Source organism: Thermosporothrix sp. COM3 (genome assembly GCF_059696735.1).
In genome coordinates, this window is sequence record NZ_AP019376.1 from 3,063,646 (window position 1) to 3,087,535 (window position 23,890).

Annotated in this window: 18 protein-coding genes; 7 read left to right on the forward strand and 11 right to left on the reverse strand. The window is 53.1% G+C overall.

Annotated elements, in window-relative coordinates:
- Position 1 precedes the first annotated feature (1 nt).
- Complete coding sequence (gene bioB / locus KTH_RS13310) at positions 2 to 1,009, forward strand: biotin synthase BioB (protein WP_497619253.1); 1,008 nt, start codon at positions 2 to 4, stop codon at positions 1,007 to 1,009.
- Between the two features lie 23 nt (positions 1,010 to 1,032).
- Positions 1,033 to 1,656: a biotin transporter BioY gene (locus tag KTH_RS13315; protein WP_497619255.1), complete on the forward strand. Its 624-nt coding sequence runs from the start codon at positions 1,033 to 1,035 to the stop codon at positions 1,654 to 1,656.
- 306 nt (positions 1,657 to 1,962) lie between these two features.
- Here KTH_RS13315 and KTH_RS13320 read toward each other — a convergent pair whose 3' ends face one another.
- Both KTH_RS13320 and KTH_RS13325 read right to left on the reverse strand, forming a co-directional pair.
- Positions 1,963 to 3,144 carry a glycoside hydrolase family 76 protein gene (locus KTH_RS13320; RefSeq protein WP_497619257.1) on the reverse strand — a complete coding sequence of 394 codons (1,182 nt, stop codon included), beginning with the start codon at positions 3,142 to 3,144 and terminating at the stop codon, positions 1,963 to 1,965.
- Positions 3,145 to 3,443: 299 nt separating this feature from the next.
- Positions 3,444 to 3,575: a hypothetical protein gene (locus KTH_RS13325; RefSeq protein WP_497619259.1), complete on the reverse strand. Its 132-nt coding sequence runs from the start codon at positions 3,573 to 3,575 to the stop codon at positions 3,444 to 3,446.
- A 229-nt stretch (positions 3,576 to 3,804) separates the two neighbouring features.
- Here KTH_RS13325 and KTH_RS13330 point away from each other — a divergent pair, with 229 nt between their 5' ends.
- Entirely contained in the window at positions 3,805 to 4,344 is a 540-nt protein-coding gene (locus KTH_RS13330; RefSeq protein WP_497619261.1) for an RNA polymerase sigma factor, read from the forward strand.
- Positions 4,345 to 4,349: 5 nt separating this feature from the next.
- The gene (locus KTH_RS13335) at positions 4,350 to 5,888 is read left to right on the forward strand and encodes an exo-alpha-sialidase (RefSeq protein WP_497619263.1); all 1,539 of its coding nucleotides are present in this window, start codon (positions 4,350 to 4,352) and stop codon (positions 5,886 to 5,888) included.
- A gap of 409 nt (positions 5,889 to 6,297) precedes the next feature.
- Here KTH_RS13335 and KTH_RS13340 read toward each other — a convergent pair whose 3' ends face one another.
- Genes KTH_RS13340 through KTH_RS13350 form a run of 3 tightly spaced genes read right to left on the reverse strand, consistent with a single transcriptional unit; the run spans position 6,298 to position 9,385 of the window.
- Complete coding sequence (locus KTH_RS13340; RefSeq protein WP_497619265.1) at positions 6,298 to 7,290, reverse strand: glycosyltransferase family 2 protein; 993 nt, start codon at positions 7,288 to 7,290, stop codon at positions 6,298 to 6,300.
- Positions 7,281 to 7,769 (reverse strand): GtrA family protein, encoded by a 489-nt coding sequence (locus KTH_RS13345; RefSeq protein WP_497619267.1) that lies wholly within the window; start codon positions 7,767 to 7,769, stop codon positions 7,281 to 7,283. The genes KTH_RS13340 and KTH_RS13345 overlap by 10 nt, the downstream gene beginning before the upstream one ends.
- Positions 7,770 to 7,789: 20 nt before the next feature.
- Positions 7,790 to 9,385, reverse strand: a complete 1,596-nt coding sequence (locus KTH_RS13350) for an ArnT family glycosyltransferase (RefSeq protein WP_497619269.1) — start codon at positions 9,383 to 9,385, stop codon at positions 7,790 to 7,792.
- 495 nt (positions 9,386 to 9,880) lie between these two features.
- Here KTH_RS13350 and KTH_RS13355 point away from each other — a divergent pair, with 495 nt between their 5' ends.
- Positions 9,881 to 10,039 (forward strand): hypothetical protein, encoded by a 159-nt coding sequence (locus KTH_RS13355; protein WP_497619271.1) that lies wholly within the window; start codon positions 9,881 to 9,883, stop codon positions 10,037 to 10,039.
- Positions 10,040 to 10,106: 67 nt separating this feature from the next.
- Here the strand turns inward: KTH_RS13355 and KTH_RS13360 are convergent, their stop codons facing one another.
- The 5 genes from KTH_RS13360 to KTH_RS13380 all read right to left on the reverse strand — a co-directional run bounded on the left by KTH_RS13360 (position 10,107) and on the right by KTH_RS13380 (position 18,298).
- Entirely contained in the window at positions 10,107 to 10,955 is an 849-nt protein-coding gene (locus tag KTH_RS13360; RefSeq protein ID WP_497619273.1) for an energy-coupling factor transporter transmembrane component T family protein, read from the reverse strand.
- A complete protein-coding gene (locus tag KTH_RS13365) occupies positions 10,948 to 12,702 on the reverse strand; it encodes an ABC transporter ATP-binding protein (protein WP_497619275.1) in 1,755 nt (584 codons plus the stop codon). The genes KTH_RS13360 and KTH_RS13365 overlap by 8 nt, the downstream gene beginning before the upstream one ends.
- 181 nt (positions 12,703 to 12,883) lie before the next feature.
- A complete protein-coding gene (locus KTH_RS13370) occupies positions 12,884 to 14,395 on the reverse strand; it encodes an ECF transporter S component (protein ID WP_497619276.1) in 1,512 nt (503 codons plus the stop codon).
- 97 nt (positions 14,396 to 14,492) lie between these two features.
- Positions 14,493 to 16,247: a hydantoinase B/oxoprolinase family protein gene (locus KTH_RS13375; protein ID WP_497619278.1), complete on the reverse strand. Its 1,755-nt coding sequence runs from the start codon at positions 16,245 to 16,247 to the stop codon at positions 14,493 to 14,495.
- A complete protein-coding gene (locus KTH_RS13380; protein ID WP_497619280.1) occupies positions 16,244 to 18,298 on the reverse strand; it encodes a hydantoinase/oxoprolinase family protein in 2,055 nt (684 codons plus the stop codon). The genes KTH_RS13375 and KTH_RS13380 overlap by 4 nt, the downstream gene beginning before the upstream one ends.
- A 774-nt stretch (positions 18,299 to 19,072) precedes the next feature.
- On the opposite strand from KTH_RS13380, the gene KTH_RS13385 reads away from it, so the two are divergent.
- Together KTH_RS13385 and KTH_RS13390 are read left to right on the forward strand one after the other, a co-directional pair.
- The gene (locus KTH_RS13385) at positions 19,073 to 20,911 is read left to right on the forward strand and encodes a hypothetical protein (RefSeq protein WP_497619282.1); all 1,839 of its coding nucleotides are present in this window, start codon (positions 19,073 to 19,075) and stop codon (positions 20,909 to 20,911) included.
- 397 nt (positions 20,912 to 21,308) lie between these two features.
- Positions 21,309 to 23,408 (forward strand): WD40 domain-containing protein, encoded by a 2,100-nt coding sequence (locus tag KTH_RS13390; protein WP_497619284.1) that lies wholly within the window; start codon positions 21,309 to 21,311, stop codon positions 23,406 to 23,408.
- Positions 23,409 to 23,656: 248 nt separating this feature from the next.
- On the opposite strand, the gene KTH_RS13395 is transcribed toward KTH_RS13390, so the two are convergent.
- Positions 23,657 to 23,878, reverse strand: coding sequence for a hypothetical protein (locus KTH_RS13395; protein ID WP_497619286.1), 222 nt, complete (start codon positions 23,876 to 23,878; stop codon positions 23,657 to 23,659).
- Positions 23,879 to 23,890 lie beyond the last annotated feature (12 nt).

Here is a 23,890-nt window from a genome sequence, read left to right on the forward strand (position 1 = left end):
TATGATGAGAGATTTCGATATTCTGGCGCAGAAGGTGCTGCAAGGTGGACAGTTGACGCGTGAAGAGGGGCGTGATGTATTGCACTGTCCTGATACTCAGATCTTGCGGCTTTTGAGCGCAACGTATCGGGTGCGGTCGCACTTTTGCGGTCGGAGGGTGCACCTGCATATGCTGATCAACGCGAAAAGTGGCCTGTGCCCGGAAGATTGCCATTATTGCTCGCAGTCACGAGTCTCGACAGCGGAGATCGAGCGCTACCCGATGGTGACGATGCAACGCATCCTTGAGAAGGCTCACGAGGCGAAGAAGGCCAGATGCCGCCGTTACTGCATTGTCATCAGTACGCGTGGGGCGACGCGCCGTGAGATTAATTTCGTGGCCGAGGTGGTGCGCAAGATTCGTCAGGAAGTCGGGATTGCCTGTTGTTGCAGCATGGGGCTGATTGATGAGGAGAAGGCGCGTATCCTGTCCGAGGCGGGCGTTGAGCAGTATAACCATAACCTGAATACCAACGAGAACTATTACCCGTCCATCTGCACGACGCATACCTATCAGGATCGCTTGAATACGTTGCACGCTGCTCGTAATGCCGGATTACAGCTCTGTTCGGGGGCTATTTTCGGGCAGGGAGAAAGTGAGGAAGACATCCTTGATATCGCGGAGGCGCTGCGAGAGCTTCAGCCGCAATCGATCCCGGTCAATTTCCTGTTCGCGATCAAGGGAACACCGTTTGAGCATAGAAAGCGCACGCTCACGCCATACGATTGTCTGCGGATTCTCTGCCTGATACGTCTGTATAATCCACAGCAGGAAGTGCGACTCTCGGCGGCACGTGAAAGCTATCTGCGCACGCTGCAACCGCTGGCGCTCTATGCGGCGAATTCGGTCTTTGTCTCTGGCTATCTGACTGAGCCGGGGCAAAACTATCGCGAAACCTGGCAAATGATTGAGGATATGGGGTTTGAGATTGAGGAACATGCCGAACAGGCCTGTGTAACAGCAGTTTGATGTATTTCAAGGAGAAAAGCAGCATGATGCAAGCGTCTACAACGATTATAGATTATGTGCTTCCGGTGAGGCGTTCGCGTGCGATGATGTATACGCGTGATATAGCGCTGGTGGTGTTGGGAAGCATCCTGTTAGTGCTTTGTTCGCAGATCAAATTCTATCTCTTTTCACCATATGTACCGTTCAGTATGCAACCGTTTGCAGTGGTCCTCCTGGGTGCAGCTCTGGGGAAATGGCGTGGAGCAACAGCGGTGTTGCTCTTTCTGGCAGAGGGTGTGGCTGGTCTTCCGGTCTTCTCGAATGGGGGGAGTGTTCTGTATCTGCTGACGCAACCGACAGCGGGATATCTGCTGTCCTATCCGTTGGCAGCGTTTGTGATCGGGTGGTGTTGTGAGCGGCGGTTAGATCGTCAGTACAGGACCTCGTTTCTGGCGATGCTTCCGGGCATGGTGGTCATTTATGTGGTTGGTGTGGCATGGCTGAGTGTCTGGTTGCATGGCAACGTCTTGCAGGCGATCATTACCGGAGCGCTTCCGTTCCTTATCGGTGATGTCCTGAAGATGGTCGTGGCCAGTCTGCTACTCCCATTTTCCTGGTCGCTTGTGCGCAGGTTTCGCGGGGAAACGTTGAGAGGGGAAATGTTCTAGTGTGATTGGGAGGGCTGAGATGCAGGGGATGGGTGGTGATGCTGGCAGGGTGCATCTCGGCCCTTCTTTTTTTGTGCCTTGATTGAATGAGCAGCGAAGCCATCAGGACTGAGAAGCGCTCAAGCAAGGAGCAAAGCCGGATCAGCGTGTTTGCTCGTCAGCCCTCTTGAGATCACGATGCAGGCGCTCGAATGCCTGTTGAAAGGACTCGGGATCTTGCCAGCGGGTAGATAAGCGAATGGAAGCACGGATGATCTGGTAGAGAGGGAAAGCCCCATAGAGTGCTATGAGGCTTTCGTGTCTGGCTCAGTAGAGCAGGTGGTATTGAGCGGGATCCCAGGCCAGAACTGCGTAGATCTGGGTCATGGCGGCCTGCTCTAAGAGCGACGTTGCCTGCTGGTTTTCTATGTGGAACAGGTTTGTGTTTGGGTCGCGATACTGATTCCAGACGGTGTCTGCATAGGCCTGCATCGCACGCAGGTAGCGCTGCTCATGCGTTTTCGTATAGAGCAAGAGCAGGTTCTTGAAAAAGATGGCATTGAAGCAGGCCGGTTGTTTGTAGAGGCGGTTTTCGCTGCCATAAAAGTCGAGGGCGGCGTTTGCGATGTCCTTCGCCCTTTGCAGATAGACACTGTCTCCTGTGATCTGGTAGAACAGGACGTTAACCCCAATGGGAACACCCTGATTGTAGCTCCACTGTGTTTTGTCAATCGTGCCGTCCATGTGGACATTGTCCCAGTACAACCCGTTTGGTGCAAGCAGGTGCTCGTTTGTCCAGTCATACATCTTTTTGGCCCAATCAAAGTAAAAGCGCTCACCGGTAATCTGGTACAGACGCAGGCCCATTTCCGCTCCGGGCATATTGGAAACGGTATTGCGATCCTGGCTCCAGCTTGCCTGTGTCCAGAAGACGCCACCGGGGGCAGGATGGGAGGGATCAGTATCCCAACCGGAAACCACCAGCGTAAAGATCTCTTTTGCACGTTTCAGGGCAGCCTGATCTTTTGTCATCAGATAGAGCTGAATTTTGGCCAGACCCACCCATTCGTTATCATCATAGAACTTGTCGCCACCGTCGCCATAGGGAGAGCGTGGATACGAATCATAGCCAGCGACATTGGTGGCTCCTGTGGGATTCCAGTAGTGTTCCTGCCCGCGTGAACGATCCTGGACGGCCTCTCGAAAGTTCCGGCCTGTCTCGCCTGGTATGTTCAGCAGATCAATAGTGGCGACATGGGCCTGAGAGAATGGCCATTCATAGCTGTATGGGCGATCGTTTGCAGCAGGTGGATACTGTTCCAGATAGAGGGATGAGCCATCTTGCTTGTAGAAATACTTCTGCATCGCGTTATAGGCGGCTAAAGCTCGGTCCAGGGTAACACTGTGGGTGGAGGCGCTGACGGTCTTGATCTCATCCTTGAGCAGGCCGGAGAGGGTCAGGCTGGCGAAGCCGGAGAGCAGAAGCTTGATGACTGTTTTCCGTTTCATTTGAAAACCTCCTTCGGGTGAACAAAACGACGAAGAGGGGCGACACTGCCAGCGAGGAGGGGCGAGCGCTGCGGTTTCTTGAGGCTGTCTCTTTGCTTCAAGCGTCCATGCCTTCGTGCAGAGCGGGTTCCTTCCCTGCAAGCGCGGTGACTTCCCCTTTCTAGTATTATACCCTTTTTTAATGGCTGTTTGCTTGAAATGCGGATGCGATGAGGTTTGCGCCTGGATTCTGTGAAAAAAGCGCGGACCACCTTCGAGTATGCTGGTACAAGCATGTCTGATATAAGCGCTGGCCTGCTTCAGGGGTGCAACGCGGAATGTCTCTGCATTCTGACAGCTTGCAGCAAGAAGTTGCTCACCATCTGAAGCTGTCGAATGACCTGATACGGGATAAACTTTGTAATGGTCAGACCGACGACATCGGTAACCATGCCCACCTCTGTGACGATTCGTTGCTGTCTGTTCTCGTTATTGGCCTCTATTTCATGGTGGGATGGGTCACATTTTCGCTATTTCTTCGACTCTGTTAATGGTAGAGAGAAGTATCAATGCACTCTGTTCTGATCCTTCTGTTTTTCCTGAGAAAGAAAGAACAGCCAGCATGCACAATGATACAATATGGAACACCCTTGCTCTCGCAATTCTACGAAAGGGCAATGCATGCAAAATAAAGGAGTCAATGTATATCAGCCGGAGGATGCCCTGTCCTCCCTTTTTGAACAATATGCCCCGGTCATTTTCGCTTTATTACGTTCGCATGTTCCGTCACGCGAAGAAGCTGAAGATATATTGGCAGAGGTGTTTATGAGCGCATTACAGCATCCGGAAATCATGCAATGGGATGGGCCACGAGCGCTTTATTGGCTTAAACGAGTCGCCTATTACAAAGTAGTCGATAGCTACCGACTTAAGCAGCGATACCGTACCATCACGCTTGCTACATTTACGAATGAAATACATGATGAACGAGATCCTGAGAGCATTTTTCTCCATCAGGAAGTGTATAACGAGCTTTACGACTCGATTCAACGACTTTCGATAAAGCAGCAACAGCTTTTATTTCTCCGGTATGGCTGCAATCTGGCAACAGCTGAGATAGCAGTATTTCTCAATCGGAGTGATCAGAGCGTACGCAAGCAACTCTCTCGCACCATTCAACAGTTACGCCGCATTCATCAAGCCAGGCAGAAAGGAGAGTAGGAAGTATGGAACCGCATCAGCGTAATTGTTCCAGGAAACAGCATGATCTCGTTCCGGAGGAGAAGCAATATTCGGAACTGATAGAACAGCTCCAACAACACTACAGATACTCTGATTCAGAGAGGCAATCAATCGATCGCGTACATGCTCGTCTGTTGAATGCTCCCTTCGTTCAACAGAGAAGCGAACGCCATCTTGAAGGCCCCTTGCAAGATGTTGAAGCGAATGCCCTCAGGCAATTTATATCACCTACACGAGAACAGAGCGCAGGAAAAAAGCGACGGTTCAACCGATCTACTTTGGTCCTCAATATGATTGCTGCTGTTCTGCTTATTGGCATTCTGGCTGGCACCTTCGCTTTCTTGATCAGCATGAGACAGCCGCAAACTGCCCAGGTGGGCACACAGAGCTTCCGAAAAACCGGGATGACGCTTGATGGAGTTCGCCATCACTTGTACATGGTGAATAGACAGATAGGCTGGCAGGTCTTCCAGTATGGGACTTCTACTTCTTCCCTGTCTTCCTCTATCGCTTATCGTACGGAAGATGGTGGCAAGACCTGGAAACCGATGCAGTTTGCAGAGAAGCAAGCCAACGAGATCTCTCTGTATATTCTTGATGAGATGGTGGCCTGGATAACGACAAAAAATATTACAGGTGACAAAGTATCCTGGACAACCTATCGCACTATCAATGGCGGCACCAACTGGGAGAAACTTCCCTCTCCTTTTTCAACAGCGAAAGTGACCTTTGTTGATCAAAATTATGGCTGGATAATCGCGGCACCGGAATACGTATCCCAGGGTTGGAACCAGGACGCGGAGGGCACAGCGTTAGGTACCCTGTACCTTTTCACTACCAGTGATGGTGGCAAAACCTGGAAGAAGCAAGAGACGCAAGGGCTTCCCACCATTTATGGAAGAACAGAACCACAGATCCAATTCTTGAATAAAGAGCGGGGTTTCCTCGTCTTCCATACCCTTGAGGACAAGGCAAAATCACAGCTCCTGTTTACGACCACTGATGGTGGTAAAACCTGGAAGTCATTACCGTTGGAACTTCCATCGCCCGACGTGCTTCCTGAGTTGAAGACAAGCCCTTCTTTCTTCACTGAGCAGGATGGCTATCTTCTTATGAGCTTCAATGTAGAGAATACATCTACTTTTGTGCTCTTTGTCTATACCACTCATGACGGTGGAGCATCCTGGGGTAGCCCCGCTCTGCTTGGCACATACCCGCGCGATGCAAAAGGCAGGCCTGTTTTCACTGACCTCTTCAGTCCGACCCAGGCGGCGACCCGACAGGATCTCGATAACGGACAGGAACAGTTACTGCTGTCCACGCAGCACTATGGTGCATGGGACTCTCATCCGCTCTCGCTACCAGCCGATGCAGAGAAGAGTACCCTGTTTGATTGCCAGCTCTTTGCTTCCGGAAGCGGTCTTCTCCTGCTCAGAGATAAGCAGCAGACGATTATCGTCTATCAGACAATGGATGGCGGGGAAACCTGGCAACAACTCTCACGCCTGGACCCTCCCAGATAACTGAAGCAGACTGAAGAGCCGGAAAGCCTCTCTATCTTCTAGAAGGTTTCCCGGCTCTTTTTTCTTGCTGTCTGGTATCACGCGTGCCCACCTTGAAAGGTTAAGGCTGGAAGAAGTGACGGTTTATCTCGTCTGGAGAAAAGCTATTGCTCTTTGAGACTCTGCGATTGTTGGAAGCAAGTGGTACAGAAGGGAGATCGTGCGCCAGGTAGTATGGATGACTACTCGTCTGCTTTGAAGCATTCAACCTTGCGTTCTTCAGCTTGATAGGCCGCTCACCATGCTCAGTAAGCTTCCCTCCTGCCGGCGATTGGTACCGATCGCTTCCAAGAAAAGAGGTGCGAGGCAGATGACAGGAGCTGAGAGATGGGGGGAGCCAGTGAGGGGAAATGTCTTTCCCCTCTACCGGTTAATCAACATCAGGGAACAATGTTTCGCGCACAATGTAGAGAGGGCGGCCCCTGAGCTCGTCGTACATTCGTCCCAGGTATTCCCCGATCAAGCCCAGGAAGAGCATTTGCAAGCCTGCCAGAAAGGTTGTCGCCGCCAGGGCCATTTCAAGCAGCCCGAAGGAATGAGTAAAGAGGTAGAACAGCGCGATACCCATCAGACCAAGCAGGCCAAGCAGCAATACAATGCCACCGATGACGCTGGCCAACCGCAGCGGAACATAGCTAAAACTGGTGATAGCATCAAATGAAAGTCGTAGCATCTTGCGCATTGAATAGTGGCTGCTCCCTGCGAAACGCTCTTTTCGCTCATAGAGAACTGCTTCCTGACGGAAACCAACCCAGGCCGAGAGGCCCCGCATAAAGCGATGATGTTCCCGCATCGAGACCAGTTGTCGCACAACGCGTCGATCCAGCAAGCGAAAATCGCCGGTATCACGTGGGATCGAGACATCCGTGAGCAGGGCAAGCACCCGGTAAAACAGCGAGGCCGTGAGCAGCTTTACAGGCGTTTCCCCCTTACGTGTCGTCCGCTGCGCGTATACCACTTCGGCCCCGTTGCGCCATCGCTCGATCAAACGGGGAATCACCTGCGGCGGGTCCTGCAAATCTGAGTCGATAATGATCACTGCCTCGCCGTGAGCATATTCAAGCCCTGCCGAGATCGCCATCTGATGTCCGAAGTTGCGCGAGAAATCCAGGACATGTACTCGCTTATCCTGCTGATGCAGCTCTCGCAGTACCTGATAGGAGCGGTCACGGCTACCATCGTTGACAAAAACCAGCTCGAATGGCTCGCCTACCTCCTCCATAACTCGAGTAATCTGTGTATAGAAAACCGGAAGAGTCTCTTCTTCGTTAAAGACAGGAGCGACAACAGAGAACGTCGGGTGCACTGGTGTTACCTGCTGCTGATACTGGACGGCTGTTCTTGTTTGCTCATTTATTGCCATCGTGCTTGCTCCTTTCTGAGTGTTGCTCTGGTTGCAAATGTGGGCTTAAGGGGCTGCTTGCGAAAAACAAGGTAGTGGAAGATACAGAAGTTGAGCAGCGCGGCACCCGCAATACCAAACGCTGAGGCGACCATCAATGGAACGAAGCGGTGTGCAAGCCAGAAGAGCGATGCGTTGAGCACACCGCTACAGGCGATCGTACCATGAAAAGTTAGCCAGCGCTGAAACCAGAGAAGTGGGGATGCGTTGGCCTCGGTACGATCATGCCAGGTAAACACCGAGCTACAGAGAAAATTCACCTGGGCAGAGAGGAAAAAAGCAATACAGGTCGCAAGCAAGGCATGTATCCCCCAGTAGGTAAAGAGGCCAAGTAACGCCATCTGTAAGAGCCCGCATCCTCCACCAATCCCGATAAAACGGAGCGGGCGAGCAGTTTCAGAGAAGATCCAGTGATATATTGCTTTTCGTTTTATCGTCATGTATTCATATAGTCCTATCTTCATTTTGTGGGTCTCACTTTGATCACACAGGCGTCATATCCCTGGATTGTGATGGTATGGATGACCGAATAGTCAGGGTACTGCCTGCCCCAGTTGAAACGTGTGGACGCAAGGTAGAAATCCGGCGTTTTCTGTCGATAGCGGAAATTGCCTGGCACAAAGGGTCTTATCTGTCCCCATTGCGGGCTTGCAATAAAGATCACCTCACGGTCTGGCATATACTCAGCATAATGCTCTCCGAGCCACTTTATAGCGGGTTTTGTACAGGTTGCCCAGTAATCCATTTCATACTTTCCATTCGCTCCAGCTACCCCGCCTACCAATTGATTGAAGTAGATATATTCATAAGGATGCAGCTCAAGCATCTCTTTTCCCACCAGGGCGTGCGAGAGCAACACCAGCAGGATTAAAACCCCGGCTGCAAGCTTATAGGCGCGCGCTATCAACACATCATAGAGACATTTGATACCAAGCATTGCGAGCAGCAATAACGGCGGCACCAGAAAGAGAAACTGGCGGATCGAGTCGTAGAGGGTTGGACGCATCAACACCAGCGCTGCCAGCGGTGCTCCAAATGCAAGCAGAAGAGCAGCCGTGCGTCCTTCCAGCTTCCGCCGACGCAGCAGCCAGAGACAGGGAAAGAAACAACCAACTGCCGCAAAGAAAAGCATGGCTGGCGGCGAGGAAATTGCCAGCCAGGTCGGGACAAAGGTTCGTGGAAGCTGCGATGCAGGATAGATTTGCCCGGCAAAAGGAACGGTCCCATTCCAGGGATACTGGCTCATGACCTGAAAAGCTCGCACAAGATTATGCACAGGATCGAGCGCAATATAGGGCCAGAGCAGTATCATCGCGAGAAAAGACGTGCCGCCGAGCAGTACGGCCGCAATGATGTGGCTACCAAGCACGGGGAGCACACGCCTCTCCTTGAGCAGCTTCTTTCCATGCAGAAGCCACCAGCCTGCCAGCAACACGGCAAGAATTGGGTACCAGACAACAGCATTGATCCGAATCGATGCTGCCAGCCCGATCAGAAACCCGACAAGCAGACAGAGGGACAGCCGCTTTCTGCTCTCCCAGGAGCGAACCAGCAATAATACAGCCCAGAGCACAAAACAGGTGACCGACGCGAAGGGCAGATCCTTCGAGTTATTGAAGATAGCGCCAAAGAAGCGCGGATACAGCCATAAGCTGATTGCGGCCAGCAAGGCAATCCACCAGCCTCCGATTTCAAGCCCACAGAGCGCCATACCGATGATCCCGGCAACTCCTGCCAGCCCGTTCACCACTGCTCGCGTGTGCCACTGCTCATGGGTAAAGTGCTGTACGAGTGCCACCAGTACCTCGAACGATGCCCCATGCTCAGGCATATGCAGGGCCTGGTCATAGCCGGTGATAAAACTCTGATCATGGCCGAACGTGGTATACCACTTTAGCAGCGAGCGCCCATAGGCATCTTGCAGCGGCTCATCAATAGTCAGCCCATAGACATCGGCCTGTAAAAAAACCGTTCCTATTGCCAGCAGACAGAAGAGGAGCAAAAGGAGCGCAGGCGCAATACTATTTCGCCGTGGATGTTGCATACGTAAATCCATAAAACCTTTCTCTCACATTTTTATAAACATCTATACATCATGACAAAAGGTCTCTCTCCCGTCATAGAATCAGTTCGTAGACAGGCAATTCTTTGTTTTCTCTTGAAGCCCGAGACAGGAAACCTCATTTCTCGACCCCATCCCTTTTCCTGTCACACCTCGGCTCGCTATCTCAATCTACATAGTCGTTGCTTGAGCTTTTTTGTGACATCTTTTTATCAGGAAAGTATCCATCAGAAAGGACAGATACCTTCTTTTTCAGCTCACCCTCCCAACCTGCCACTCTCTATTTGCATATTAGGCCCCTCCTCTAGCATAGTTGGGAAAGCAGGCCTGTATTCCCTGGAGTAAGATTTGTCCTGTTGCGATGCTGGGATTGCTTCTATGCTTGCTGCAAGCAGTGGCCTGCGAAAGCGGCAGAATAGATGAGGGGATCGATCTACGTCATGGATAGATCACGGTCTCAGCCTGCGTAACGCGTCCTGACGGGTTGCTGTGGGCAATCGCCTGACGGGTACAATGGCGTTCCTGGCAAGCGGTATCGTGACGAAGCTTATGCCTGGCGATGTAAGCGAGAGCGTCGAGCAGTACGAGGCTCTTATCTTCAGGAGGCTCAAGCGTGGGGGCAGCAACCTGCTCCGTGACGTTGCTTGAATATCGAGGCTTCAGAGAGCTGAAGAAAGCAGCGGAAAATGTCTCTTTCTCCGCTGCTTCTGTTCGGCTACGCGATGCCGAGTAGTCGTAATGTGGTAGTAAACTGGGTGATCCCCAGAATACCCAGGACAATACTTGTGGCAAGAAAGAGCACAAGAACCAGGGTAACGAGCCAGTCAAGGCGCGAGAACCTGATAGGGTTGAGTTCCGTGCGGCCTCTGGTGTTATAGCCGAAGCCGCGCGAGAGCATCGCTGCCGCCATTGCTTCGGTTGAATGGAGCGAGCGAAAGAAGATCGGCATGATAATGGGCATGTAGGCCATCATGCGTGAAATCGGGTTTGCGGTCTGAATGCGCCAGGCACGCGATTGCTGTGCCTCTATCACCGCGGTGACCTGATCGATCATCGCAGGAATGTAAGAGATGGTCATAGAAAGCGTCATTCCGATCTCGGGAGGAATGCCCAGGCGCGTAATGACCAGGGCGATTTCTGACGGGGAAACCGTTTTCATCAAAATGAAAACATTGATCATCAAGACCATGATACGCAGAATGACCCCGATAGAAAAGACGACGGTCTCCCAGTAGAACGGGATGGCTGGCAGTGGTCCGCCCTGCGGTATGATATAGAAGAGGAGGTGAGCCTTTTCCGGTGAGGCAGGACGCCAGAGTAGCACATTTGTGATCAGGATCAGCAGCACAAATGGCAGCGTTGGGAGCAGGAGGCGCAGGCTTTGCCTGACCGGAATAGCCGCTACCCGCCCGTAGCCCAGTGTGATGATGAGCAGGAGCAAGAGGAAGAGCGGGTCATTCCAGGTAATCAACACGATGCTGATGATGAACCAGGCTAGCATTCTGACTCGTGGGTCAAGGTGATGGACGATGGTTTCTTTATTCTGATATGCCAGATCAAGCACTCTGCTCTCCTCCTCTCTGCATGCCTTGTAGCGTCGTAAAGGCTTCATTAACTGTCAGCCAGGTGCCGGGATAGCCAAGCGCTCTACCCAGTAAGGTGACCTGAGGAGGTCGCAATGATGACTCTCGTAGCGCTGCGTCGTTTTGAAAAGCTTCCCGGGTCGGCGCATCCAGCAGTACCCTGCCGCCTGCCAGCACAACCACGCGCTCACAATATTCGGCTGCAAGATTCATGTCATGGGTGATAACGAGAATCGTCTTGCCCGCTTCGTGCAGGCGCACAGCCATATCCATGATTTCCTTCGCTCGCTTGAAGTCCTGGCCGGTGGTTGGCTCGTCCAGGATCAGAATATCCGGTTGCATTGCCAATACTGCCGCCACAGCAATGCGTTGTTTCTCCCCCAGACTCAGCGTGAAGGGATTCTTATCAAGGAGATGGACAATCTCCAACTCTTCTGCAACCTGTCTGACACGTCCGCTGATCTGCTCTTTGGGGACACCGATATTCTTCAAACCAAAGGCAATCTCGTCATACACCTTCATCTTACAGATCTGGTTATCCGGGTTCTGGAAAATCAGGCCCACTGTTCTCGCAAGGGTATTGACGCTTGCTTTTCGGGTGTCCTGTCCGACGATGGTAACGAGGCCCTCAGTTGGCTTCAGCAGGCCGTTGAGATGCTTGACGAGCGTTGTCTTTCCAGAACCGTTCTGACCCAGAATCGCCACAAACTCGCCTCGCTGAATACGTAGATCGATATTGTGAAGCGCGATAGTGCCATCTTTATAGGTGTGCTTGAGGCCGCGAATGTCAATCACAACTTCCTCGGTCTGGCGTGACTTGTGGCGTGGCGGGAGCTCGGGCTGTTGTTGCAGCTTCTCGCGGTCGATGAGTGGTCCGAGTACCTCAACAGCCTCTTCGCTATCCAGTGGGAGGCGCTCAACCTTCCAGCCTGCCGAACGCAATCGCGCCGCAAGCAGTGTCACCTGTGGGGCATTGAGGCCAACTGAGTCGATATATTCGACGTGTTCCAACACCTCGCGCACCGGGCCCCGATACAGAATTTTTCCCTGATCCAGCAGAATCATCTCATCGACCATATGTACCGCTTCCTCAAGCTTGTGCTCGATAAGTAGCGTGGTGCGTCCCTCTTCCCGGGCCTGTTTTGCGATCAGTTCCAGCACGATTTCGCTGCCCTGTGGGTCAATATTGGAGGTCGGTTCGTCGAGAATCAGCGTTTCTGGCTGAAAGGCGAGGATAGCGGCAAGAGCACATACCTGCTTCTGTCCACCCGAAAGGTTGTGCGGGTTCTTTTTCCTGTGCGGAGTAAGTCGTGTTAGCTGAAGTAAATACTCGGAGCGTTGCCTGATCTCCTCCGCTGGTAGGCCATAGTTACAGGGACCAAAAACGATCTCATCTTCAATTGTAGGAAGAAATAACTGTGTATCCGGATCTTGTTGTAAGACCCCAACCAGTTTAGAGAGCGCACTGACGCCGTACTTACGCGCCGTGTATTTCTCGCTGATAATCACCCGACCCTGCATCTTCCCCTTAAACTCCTGAGGAATGAGCCCATTCCCGGCGCGACAGAGGGTTGTCTTGCCTGCGCCACTGGGACCGGTAATCAGGACAACGCGGCCAGCAGGCAGCTTTAAATCAATGTTTTCAACGGCTTTCGTTTGTGCGTCCTGTCCGTACGCAAATGAGAAGCGTTCATATTGTAACGGATATGTTGGGGTTTCTTCTCCCACGCGGGGCCTCCTTTTATGACGCCTGAACACGCTGCTGTTGCCATCGGCAGTACGGCAGGCGTTCTTTAAGAGCTTCTCTGCTATGGCAAGAGCGAGGAGCTCTGCGTTCCTCGCTCTGCATCTATCTGTATCTATTTTTGTATTTGTATATTAGTAAGTTTGATTGTAAGGTGAAGACGGGCTATTGATTTTCTGGCAAGTTCTTCTTGCTGGAGCGCGAACGCTTGCCAGATTTGTTCCCTGTTCCTCCCTTATTGCTTGTTCGGGTTGTGGATTTGCGGGTTGCAGGCTTGCGCTTGGCTGTGACCTTCTTAGTGGGGGCCGCTGGCTCGGTAACGGGAACCTCTGCCGCCACTTCAGGCTGCTCTTCGGCTTGCCCTGCTTTTTCCTCTGGCTCTTCGCTGGCAACCGTAGCAGGCTCTGTCGTGACTTCAGCGGAGGGCTGTGGCTCTTCAGTGTTTGCCACTTCGGTCTTTCCCTCTTCGACGATTACAGGAGCAGTTGCCGTCTCGGTTACTTCCGCTTCGGGCTGCGCAGGCTCATCAGAGACGGGGGCCTGCTGTTCCTCGGTAGTTGCAGTTGCCGTAGGCTCATCGGAAGCCTGCTGCTCCTCGGTAGTTGCAGTTGCCGTAGGCTCATCGGAAGCCTGCTGCTCCTCGGTAGTTGCAGTTACCGTAGGCTCATCGGAAATCTGCTGTTCTTCAGTTTTCACTTCAGCGACGGTCTGCTGTTCTTCAGTAGTTGCAGTTGCTGTAGGCTCATCAGAGACGGAAGCCTGCTGCTCCTCGGTTTTCACTTCAGCGACGGTCTGCTGTTCCTCTAGCCCATTTTCTTCTGGCTGTTCCGTTACCTCTTTGGTAGCGGTCTGAGCAGGCGCTTGTGCAGGGGTTTCGGTCTCTGAGTTCTCTTTCACCTCCACTGCTGGTGGCTCCTGGTTTACCTGCTCAACAGTTTCGGTTGCTGCCACTGTTTCAGCCGGTGCAGGGCTTGCTGTCGCCTGCTCGCTGTCCTCCTTTTTGGTCGATACGAGCTCAACGGGAGCGCTCTCCTCTTTTGAGGTCTCTGGCTTCACAGTGGCTGTTTGAGGTTCGACAGAGGTAAGCTCACTATCGAGATCCTCTTCCTCCTTTTCTTTCTGCCAGGGCCAGCGCCATTCAGGGGCGACAAATTTGGGGACGACTGCCAGTAAGATTGCCGGAACGACCGCATACACTGCCAGGAAGATCCAGTAAGAGACTGAAAATTGCATCGCGATCATGACGACAAAGGGATACAGTCCATACACCTGGCTGAAAAGGAAGATCCAGTACCATTCCTGGGCGAAGAGTGCAAGGGCGGTTACAACGATAAAGAGCACAATACGTAGAACAGGAATGCGAACGCGGTAGACAAGCGGATATAATGCAGCGAAGATAAGGACGTGAATAAGATAACCGGGCCAGCCCGCAATGTTGACCTGGGGGTCAGCAATAGAGCCGGCGAGAGTAACGATTGCGCCTGCAATGGGTCCGCCCAGCATGGTGGCAATCGTGAGCCAGAGCCCACCGAAGTCCATTGTTACGCCGGGCAGATAGGGTACGGGAACGGAGATCTGAAGCGCAGAAAAGGCGCCACTGATCGCCCCGAAAAGAACAGCGATGGCGGCGATACGAGCGCTGATAATGGGTTTGCGCTGAACAAGTTCATGTTGCATGAACCACTTATCCTCTCATTTTTCTAAAATGAATGAAAAATATATGATACAAGTGCGCCATGAGGAATGAAAAACTCACAGCGCACTATGACCATCCTTAATGGGAATGCTGCTTTGTTGCCTGTAGCCGCTCAGGAGCCAGGGCAAGCACCTGGAGCGTCTGTGTATCTAGCTCAACGCCATAGTCCTGTTTTGCCTGTTCAATGGAGATATACCCATCTCGTACATCTTCAATAACCTGTTCAACCGGTCGTTCGTAGGGAGAGCCCCAACCGCCGCCAGTTCCCGTCACGAAGCGAACCACTTCGCCGCGCTTGAGGGGATGGCGTGCGCATTTGCCAACAATCTGCTCGCTCCCATCAGCATGGAGAAAATGGATCGCGTTGCGTGAGCCTGGTTGTCCGCCGTTGACGCTCCAGGGAAGATACTTGTGACGGCCAAAAGTGGCTGTTACCGTGACATCATCGGTCAGGGCACGATACTCGCGGATGCAGCCACGGCCTCCACGATGGCGACCCGCTCCCGCTGCTGGCTCGGTATCGAGCGCGTAGCGGTCAACGAGGAGCCCGTAACGTGCTTCGGCGATCTCGACCGGGATCACATAGGTTTCGCCATCGCCAACACAGAACAGACCGGACTCACCGTCTTTGTTGGCTCCTGCGCCCCATCCACCGGTTTCCGGCTCCACCAGCAGGTAGAGCTCACCGGTATCGGGGTGGGTGCCTGCAACGACGATACCACAGACCGAGAGAAAGTGTCCGGCGGATAGGCGGTCCGGTACAATCGGAGCGAGCGCTTTCCAGATGAGATCGGTGGCGAAGTCCTGTGCCTCCCAGTAGGTGGAGACGGGCGCGGGCCTCTGTGCATTCAGCACGGTGCCGGGTGGGCAAATGATTTTGAGGACGCGGAAACATCCCTCATTGGCCGGGATATTCGGGTTCGTAATTGCCTTCAAAATCGTGCGCACGGCTGAATGTAACCCGGCCTCCGGGCAGTTGATCGGCCCGGCTACCTGAGGATGCGTGCCTGTAAAGTCGCAAATAAATTCATCATCGCTGATGGTGACCTTGACGTGCACAGGAAGCGGACCGCTGCCCATACCGTCATCATCGATGTAATCGACGGCCTCATAGGTGCCTTTGGGCAGTTTTGCCAGTTCCAGACGGGTCATCCGTTCGCCATAATCCAGGAGCGCTTCGATGGCTTCCTGAACCACATCCTGACCATATTTCTGGCAAAGCTCCTGTACCCGGCGCTCCCCGAGCCGCAACGAGGCAGCCTGGGCGTACATATCGCCGAGCGTCATATCTGGCAGGCGAACATTGGCCGCGATCAGGTCAATAAGGCTTTGCAGGGGCTTTCCCTGCTCATAGAGCTTGATACAGGGGAACTGAAGCCCTTCCTGATAGACCTCGGTTGAGTCGGTTGTCCAGGAGCCGGGGTCTTTGCCGCCAACCTCGGTCCAGTGGGCCTTACTGGCAGAGAAGGCGATCAATGTTCCTTCATAGAAAATCGGAACGATCAGCGTAACGTCGGAGAGGTGTGTTCCGCCTCCGCTGTACGGGTCGTTGGTGATGAAAATGTCACCCGGATGAATGGCGTCAGTGCCGAACTTGTCGAGGACAGAGCGCACGGCAAAGGTCAATGTCCCCAGGAAACCGGTGATTCCATTTCCCTGAGTGATGAGCTGGCCTTTTGCGTCGGTCAGGCCCGAGGCGAAATCGAGCACCTCATAAATAATCGGGCTTTTTGAAGTACGCTGGAGGGCAACGAACATCTCGTCACCGATCGCCACCAGCGTATCTTTGACGATTTCAAGTGTAAAGGGGTTTGTAGAGCTGCGCTTGATCATGCCTCGCCTCCAGTCTCGATAATGATGTTGCCATATTCGTCGATGCTTGCTTGCTGACCGGGCAGGACCAGCGTTGAAGAGGCGGTCTCTTCAATCACAGCGGGGCCTTCCAGTTTTGCGCCAGCTCCAAGCAGAGCGCGGTCGTAGATGGAGGTCTCGTGCTGTCCGGAGTCGTCGAAGTCGACAAGGCGTACTCCCTTGAAGGCACGCTTGATGTCGCTCTGGCGCTCGATCTTGCGCAGCTCGGGTTTGCGGACCCGCCCAAAGCCGGTCAGGCGAAGATGTACAATCTCGATCTGTGATGCCTGACGGAAGGTATAGCGCTGCTCATGCAGATCATGGAACAGGCTCTCCAGGCTATGATGATGCTCTTCAGTCAGAAGGCCATTGGGGATAGGAACATTCACCGTATGCTCCTGACCGAGATAGCGCATATCTGCCGAGCGGGCAAAGAGAATCTCCTGTTCCGGAAGTCCTTCCTCGGCAAAGAGGGCGTACAGCCGCTGCTCAAGCTCCTGGAAGATTTCGTTCAAGGTGCTCATTTCCATCTGTGAGGTGCGCAGCAGGCGTGTCTGCACCACGTCATGGCGCAGGTCGCTCATGAGCATACCCCACGCGGAGAAGTGACCGGGAGCGGGAGGCACGATGACGCGAGGGATATGGAGCTCTTTCGCCAGCGTTGCGGCATGCAGCGAGCCACCACCACCACAGGCGACCATCGCGAATTCACGCGGATCACGTCCCTGGCGCACCGAGACCAGCTTGAGCAGATGCGTCATATTAGCGTTTGCTATCCGAATAATGCCAAGAGCGGCCTCTTCAATACTGACGCCGAGCGGATCGGCAATGCGAGCCATTGCTTTGCGGGCGTTGTCGAGGTCAAGCTTGAGTTTGCCCCCGAGGAAGTAGTGCGGGTTGATGCGTCCGGTCAGGATGCTGGCATCAGTAACAGTTGGCTCCGTGCCACCGCGTCCGTAGGCTGCGGGACCGGGATCAGCTCCGGCGCTGCGTGGACCCACTTTAAGAGCGCCTGCCGGATCAATCCAGGCGATACTACCGCCACCGGCACCGATCTCAATGATGTCGACAACTGGCACCTTGATAGGATAACCGGCACTGGTCGGGGTGCGCTCAATAAAATAATCGCTGGTGACTTTCACCGTCCCCTGTTCAATAAGTGAGGATTTAGCGGTTGTGCCACCGATATCGAGCGTAATCAAGTTCGGTTCGCCAATCAGCTTACCGATAGCGGCTGCCCCGATGATACCACCAACAGGGCCCGATTCAACCAGATGGATCGGGGTGTGACTGGCCATGCGAAAACGGGTGACGCCGCCGTTGGACTGCATCACGTAGCAGGCTTGCTGCGGGATGTTCACTTCCTGTAGCTTCGTTTCGAGCGCGTGCAGGTAGCGGCGAGCTGTTGGTTTGACATATGCGTCCAGCACGGTAGTGCTACTACGATCAAACTCGCGCCACTCCTGGGCCAGCTCATGGGAGACGCTCACGTCAACTTCGGGCCATACCTGCTTGATCAACTCGTAGGCCTGTTTTTCGTGGGCAGGATTGGCGTAAGCATGCAGGAAACAGATGGCAATGGCTTCTGCGCCCTGCTTGCGTGCCTCCTCCACGGCGGCCAGCACATCTTCTTTCACAAGGGGAGTCAGGACCTCGCCTTTGTAGTTGATGCGCTCGGTAATTTCCAGGCGCAGGCGCCGCGGAACGAAGGGCTTGGGCTTGGCATAGACCAGATTATACAGGTCCGGTCGGTTTGCGCGCTGGATTTCGAGGATGTCGCGAAATCCGCGTGTTGTGAGCAGCGCTGTAGCCGCTCCCTTGCGCTCGGTCAAAGCGTTGATAATTACGGTGGTGCCATGCGCCAGAAAGTGAACGCCTTGCAGTTGGGCGTCTGTAATGGCGGTAATAACTCCCTCCTCAAAGTGAGCGGGGGTGGTTGATGTTTTGCCGAGGATTATTTCGCCGGTTTCCTCATCAAGAGAAACGAGATCGGTAAATGTACCCCCGATGTCGACAGCCGCTCTTTTACTCATGTATTCTCCTGTCGTGATATGAAAATACCAGATTTATTTTTACTAAAAATATATGAGTATTCATATGCTATGAGAAAAAGCCAATTGGAGAAAGCGATTGCGCCTTTTCCATTGGCTATACACTCTACCTCATATGAATACTCGTTGTGCGCCATCCTGGATGACGCTAAAACTGCCTTGCTGTCTGCTGGCAAAGCATGAAGAGGCAGGTTGCAACCATCTGAGCCGGAATCAATAATAAGGGCGTCAGGGATTTTAGTGAGAACATCTTATATGGAAGAAATTACACTACTGGTAAAGAAAATGCAAGTGGTATTGTCCCGAATGGTGTCGGTGGGTATCTTTTTTATAGGAGAAATGGAGAGACTATAAGGAAGTTTTCTGTTTTTAATCAAGCTGTGCATTATAGAGTAGGATTATATTGCTAGAGGAAGAATATTACTACCAGAATGCATTATTATTGACAACCAAGCAGAGTATATGCTATTTTCCTGAGATGAGCCTTTATGGAAGATTCGATAGCGAAAATATTGGACCTTCTTAATATGACACATTTCACTATAAAAAGAAAAATCTTGTGCTGATAGAAAGTGGAGGCACGCCCTGATTTTTCTGTAGAAAAAACGATTGATGTAGAGAAGTACATTTGTTTTTGATGAGAAAAACAGACAAGCGCGGAACCAGAATCCTGGTTTGCATGTCTATTTTTGAGTATGGAACCGGGAAAATAGGACTTATCCCTTGTTATGAACTGATAAGCTGTGAGGCGAAAGTATGAAAAATACATCCATGATGTATAGGGGAAATGGCTCTCGGTCGCGGGCGGCATCTTCAACAGAAGCAAGTGAAGCTCCACAACCGATAGCGCGTCCGAAGCTAGTGACCATCTTCCCCTGGGTGATTGTTGCCGTTGTGGTGACGCATGTGATTCTCCTGCTGGCCTATACGGTGTGGCGAACCGGGCCGATGAACAATCGTGTCTGGATCGTGCTGGACGACCTTTATATCTGGATCGGCGAGTTCCTCAACATTCCGTTTGCTCTATTTGCTCTGCGAGAGCTGCGGCGTCTGGGGATACGTCCGGAGAACACAAATGCTGCGTTTCGGGCCTGGGGTGCCGTGATCTTTATCGGGCTTTCCGGGCTTTTCGACGCCTGTGGACAGGCCTTCTGGGTCTGGTATGACTCGACGTTGACCTATCCTCCATATCCGTCGATTGCTGACGTTCTTTTCCTCATCAGTCAGCCATGCTTCCTGATTGGTATCGCGCTATGGCTACCACGTGGTGGTTCTGTGGCAGGGCGCACGCGTTTGCTGGTTGATGCCGGAACGATGGTCCTTTCGGTTTTTGCGATTTCCTGGTATTTTGTCCTCGGACCCACTATCGCCAATCTCAAAGGTGAATTCCTGGTCAAGGCGATGGCATTGACGCTGCCGACCTTTGACCTCTGTATTGGTGTCGTTGCCGTTCTGCTCTTTTTTAACCCCTTTGGCTCAAGAGTGCTGACGCATAGTTTGACGGCGTTTGCCGCAGGGGTGGCAGCACGTGCTATTACTGACTCTATCTATGGGTATATGCAGTCGGCTGGCGCTTATTACTCCGGTGCGCTGGTTGATGGCGGTTGGTCGCTTTCCCGTTTCTTGATTATCTGGGCTATCCTGATCTATCCCTATGAGCTTGCCCAATCGATGCAAGAGGGCCCGGAGCGTCAGGGAACCACGACCCGCATTCGCTCAACGGTCAACGCTATACTTCGTGCGATTACGCCGTTGCTCTTTACCTTGATTACTTCAGTGTTGCTCATTGTCGGGATTGCCTTGCGTGACGAGAAGCAGATTTCACAGGTGTTATTGGTCTGTGCGGGTCTGTTCCTGTTGCCAGTTGTGCGCCAGATGCTGACGTTGGTTGATAATATGGTCCTGAACGAGCGCCTGAAGGTCGCACTTGATCAGTCGCAACAAGCGTATAAACACAGTCAGCATGAACTCCTGCATGCCTCTTCACGCGCTGAAGAGCTTGAGGAGTTGCGGGCGAATATTGCGCACATTCAGCAGACCCATGCGCGGCTTGCCCAGGGAGATTTTAATGCTCGTGCCAACGTCGATGGGCCGCTTGCTCCTGTATCTATGAGTTTAAATCTGCTGATTGAGCGTATGAGCAATTGGCGCCAGGAGATGCAAAAGGTACAGGTGTACGAGCAGGAAACGGAGCTGTTGCAGCGCGCACTGGACGAAATGGCGGAAGGGAAGTTGTCGGAGTTCAATTCCACAAAACGCAGTTCTCTGGCGTCAGGTCGTGCGCTGCTTTCCCTCATTCGTGTGCAGAATCGGCTTGATATCAGCTTCCGCCGTATGCGCGAATCAATCAATCTGGCCGGACGACGCATGCACGGGCTGCTAGATACTGTGAAGCAGGCGCGGCAGGGGGTTCAGAATGGCAACACCTCACCAGGACAGCTAGATGAAACCCTCTCAACTGTTGAACGCGGTCTGACCATGCACTTATCTCAGTTGCAAGAGCTGTGGCAGCAGTTCAACGTGTATATCCGTGAAGAGCGATCCTCAGGACGAGTATCACGGCCCGATAATCGGGAGACCAGGTCACCACACTAATTTGTCAATCACCTCCATGTGAAGGAGGAGGCTTGTGTCTGGACTCCACCGCACCTCAGCACCCCTTTGCAGGGGTGCTGCTTTGGCTTCTTTGTCCGACACATCAGAGACAAGTGACAACTGCCTCGTTCTCGTCCAGTCCTGCCGGACGAGAAGCGTCGTCTGTTCGACGCGTATATCAGTTCAATGCGCGACCGGCTCTTGTTGCGTGTCGTTGATTGTATGATCTGAGGAAGAGCGTGCCAGGCATGCTGAAGAAATTGTCGTTTTTTGAGAGGAAACATCTGCTGTTCTCGCCCTGGCACGCTTCTGACGCCGTTGCAGCAGGCCCATGCCTCCTCGGCTTGAGTGCCGTGGGCTTCCTGGGCCGCTTCTTGTGAAGGGACAAGAGAGTTCCATGAGTAATTGCTTGAATCCGCATGGAAGTCACCCGATTTCAGGGGAGGGGATATTGCTTTGTCCTCATCCTCTGTGTGGCTTCCTGGTCGAGGGCGCAATAGTTGGGCGCTGGCGAGTTGTCCGCTTCTTGCGACGGAATACAACTGCCAGCCTGTATCTGGCTGTGCCTCACGAGGGGGATGGAATGTCGCGGACACGCTCCCCGGTGGTGGTACGTATCCTGCATCATTTTGTACCAGGCGCACAGTCATTATTGAAGCCGCTGCTCTCGCTGCGTCACCCCCATATTCATCCGCTGCTCCATGCAGAGTGGTTGGAGTCACATGCTCTTATCGCTCTGGTTTCGACGTTTGAGGAAGGTGGATCCCTGGCTCGATACTTACAGACCACCAGCAGCTTGTCTGCCGCCACAATCGTGACCATTATCAGGCAAATCGCCGAAGCGTTGCAGTTCGCTCACGATCATACCTTTGTGCATGGTCGGCTCAAGCCAGAGAACTGCTTGCTGGTCGCTCCCGGGCTCTTGCAGGTCAGCGATTTTTATTATTCGGTCCTGGTAGGGACAGCACGGGCAATGTCTGGCCCCTTTGACTCACTGCAAAATGGCATGTCACCGGCAGAAGATCAGGTGGCACTTGCGATGGTCGCGCGGCTGATGCTGTGTAAGTTTCTTGTTGTGCTGGCGGAGCGTGCCGGGCAGGCGGTGGCGCCTCATTGGCTTGATCCGAAATCAGTTGCTCCTTTGCTGCCGTTTGCAAATCCGCTGGATCAGACACTGTTGCGGGCTATGAGCCGACAGGTGAACGAGCAATTTCCCGATGTGCGGCAGTTTGCGCAAACCTTTGCGGCTGCTTGCGAGCAGGTTATCCCCTATATTACCAGGAATATGGAGAGAAAGCATTCCTCCTCTCAGCCGCTCCCGCCGCGTTCGCGTTCGCTTCCCGGAGAGGTGTCCCGGTTTTTGAACTCAGGAGAGTTTTCACCACGTCAGCAGGAATTTTCGCCGCGTCAGCAGGAATTTTCGCCGCGTTCGCGTTCACTTCCTGGAGAGTTTTCGCCACGTTTACGCGAGGTCTCACCACTTCCGCGTGAGTTTTCGCCGCGCGAGTGGCCGAATGGACGCCCATCTTCCAGGAGCGGGGAATTCCCGGCTATTCCAGCCCAAAAACAAAATCTGGTGCCTGGAAATGCGGTGATCCTGTGTCGTATGCCGGGACATATTGCCCCGATCAGTGCGGTAAGCTGGGCTCCTGACGGGCTGCATCTTGCCTCAGCCGATCATGATGGTAATGTCTGGCTCTGGTTGGTACAGCATCGGGTTGGTACACCGCTAGGAACATTTGCCGGCCACGAGAAGCGCGTCCATTCGCTGAGCTGGTCGCCTGATGGCTCGCTTCTGGCTTCTTCTTCTATAGATGCCAGTATTTGTCTCTGGCAGCGGACAGATGGAGAGAACGCGCAACTATCAAAGCTTCGTACCATGCATGGTCACCATAGTGATATTTATGTAGTGGCCTGGTCGCCTGATGGTCAGCTCCTTGCTTCAGGGGGGAAAGATCGTACGGTACGTTTATGGGGGAGAGATGGGAAGCCTCTTCATCACTGGAAGGTTCCGGGGAAAAGTGGTGTCAGGGCGCTCTGCTGGTCGCCGAGCCTGCGTCTGATTGCGACCGCAAGCGATCGGATGATTTCGTTGTGGCAGGCCGAGCAGGGAACCTCGCTGCACCAATGGGAGGCGCATACAGATGAGGTGCATACGCTGCGCTGGAGCCCTGATGGTCGTTTTCTGGCTTCCTCTGGAGGCAGGAAAGATGCACGCGTGTGCCTCTGGAATCCGCAGAATGGGCAGTTATTGGCTGAATTTACCGGGTTCGCCCGAGAAGTCGTTGAGTTGTTCTGGTCCCCGGACTCTTCCTGGTTGGGGACGATTTCTGCCGACCACTTCTTGCGTTTCTGGCAGGTACAACCGCTGCCTGGCAAACAAGTCGGCCAGCCCTTTGCTCTGGAAAGCATGCCATTGGCCGCTTCAGCAACACGAGGAGGTGTTGTTGCGGTAGGGATGGAGAAGCTTTCCATTCTGGTTCTTCAATCGGTCTGAAGTGCTCCTTTCTATTGTCTGGCACAGAATCAGCGTTAGCGCATATTTCTATTACAATAGACTGTATATCAGGTAGCATGCTCTTATGTCACTTTATGTATTGAGCCAGGGACGTGTCTTCTTGTTCGCCTCAATGGTAGAATGGTGATTCATACGAGGTATAGTGATAGTCGATATATAACATGTATGGAGCAGAGTGCTGGTATACGGATGTTATCCGTGGCTCAGGACGTAGTATGGCGAGGCTTTCATATGAAGCGGATGGAGCCGTTCTTGCGCTGATTCGTTGTCCTCGGCTCCAATAGCTGTATCAACCGGGTACCACTACTATCGGGATCATCCTTGATGCCTTCCTGGTGCGTGGCTTTCCGGCTGTACTGCTTCTGTGTGACGCGAACAGGTGGCCCTGCCGCTCCCCACCGCATATTCTCGCGTGGAGTACCAACCTGCGAGGCTGAAGAGGGAGACACTCAAGGGCAGGG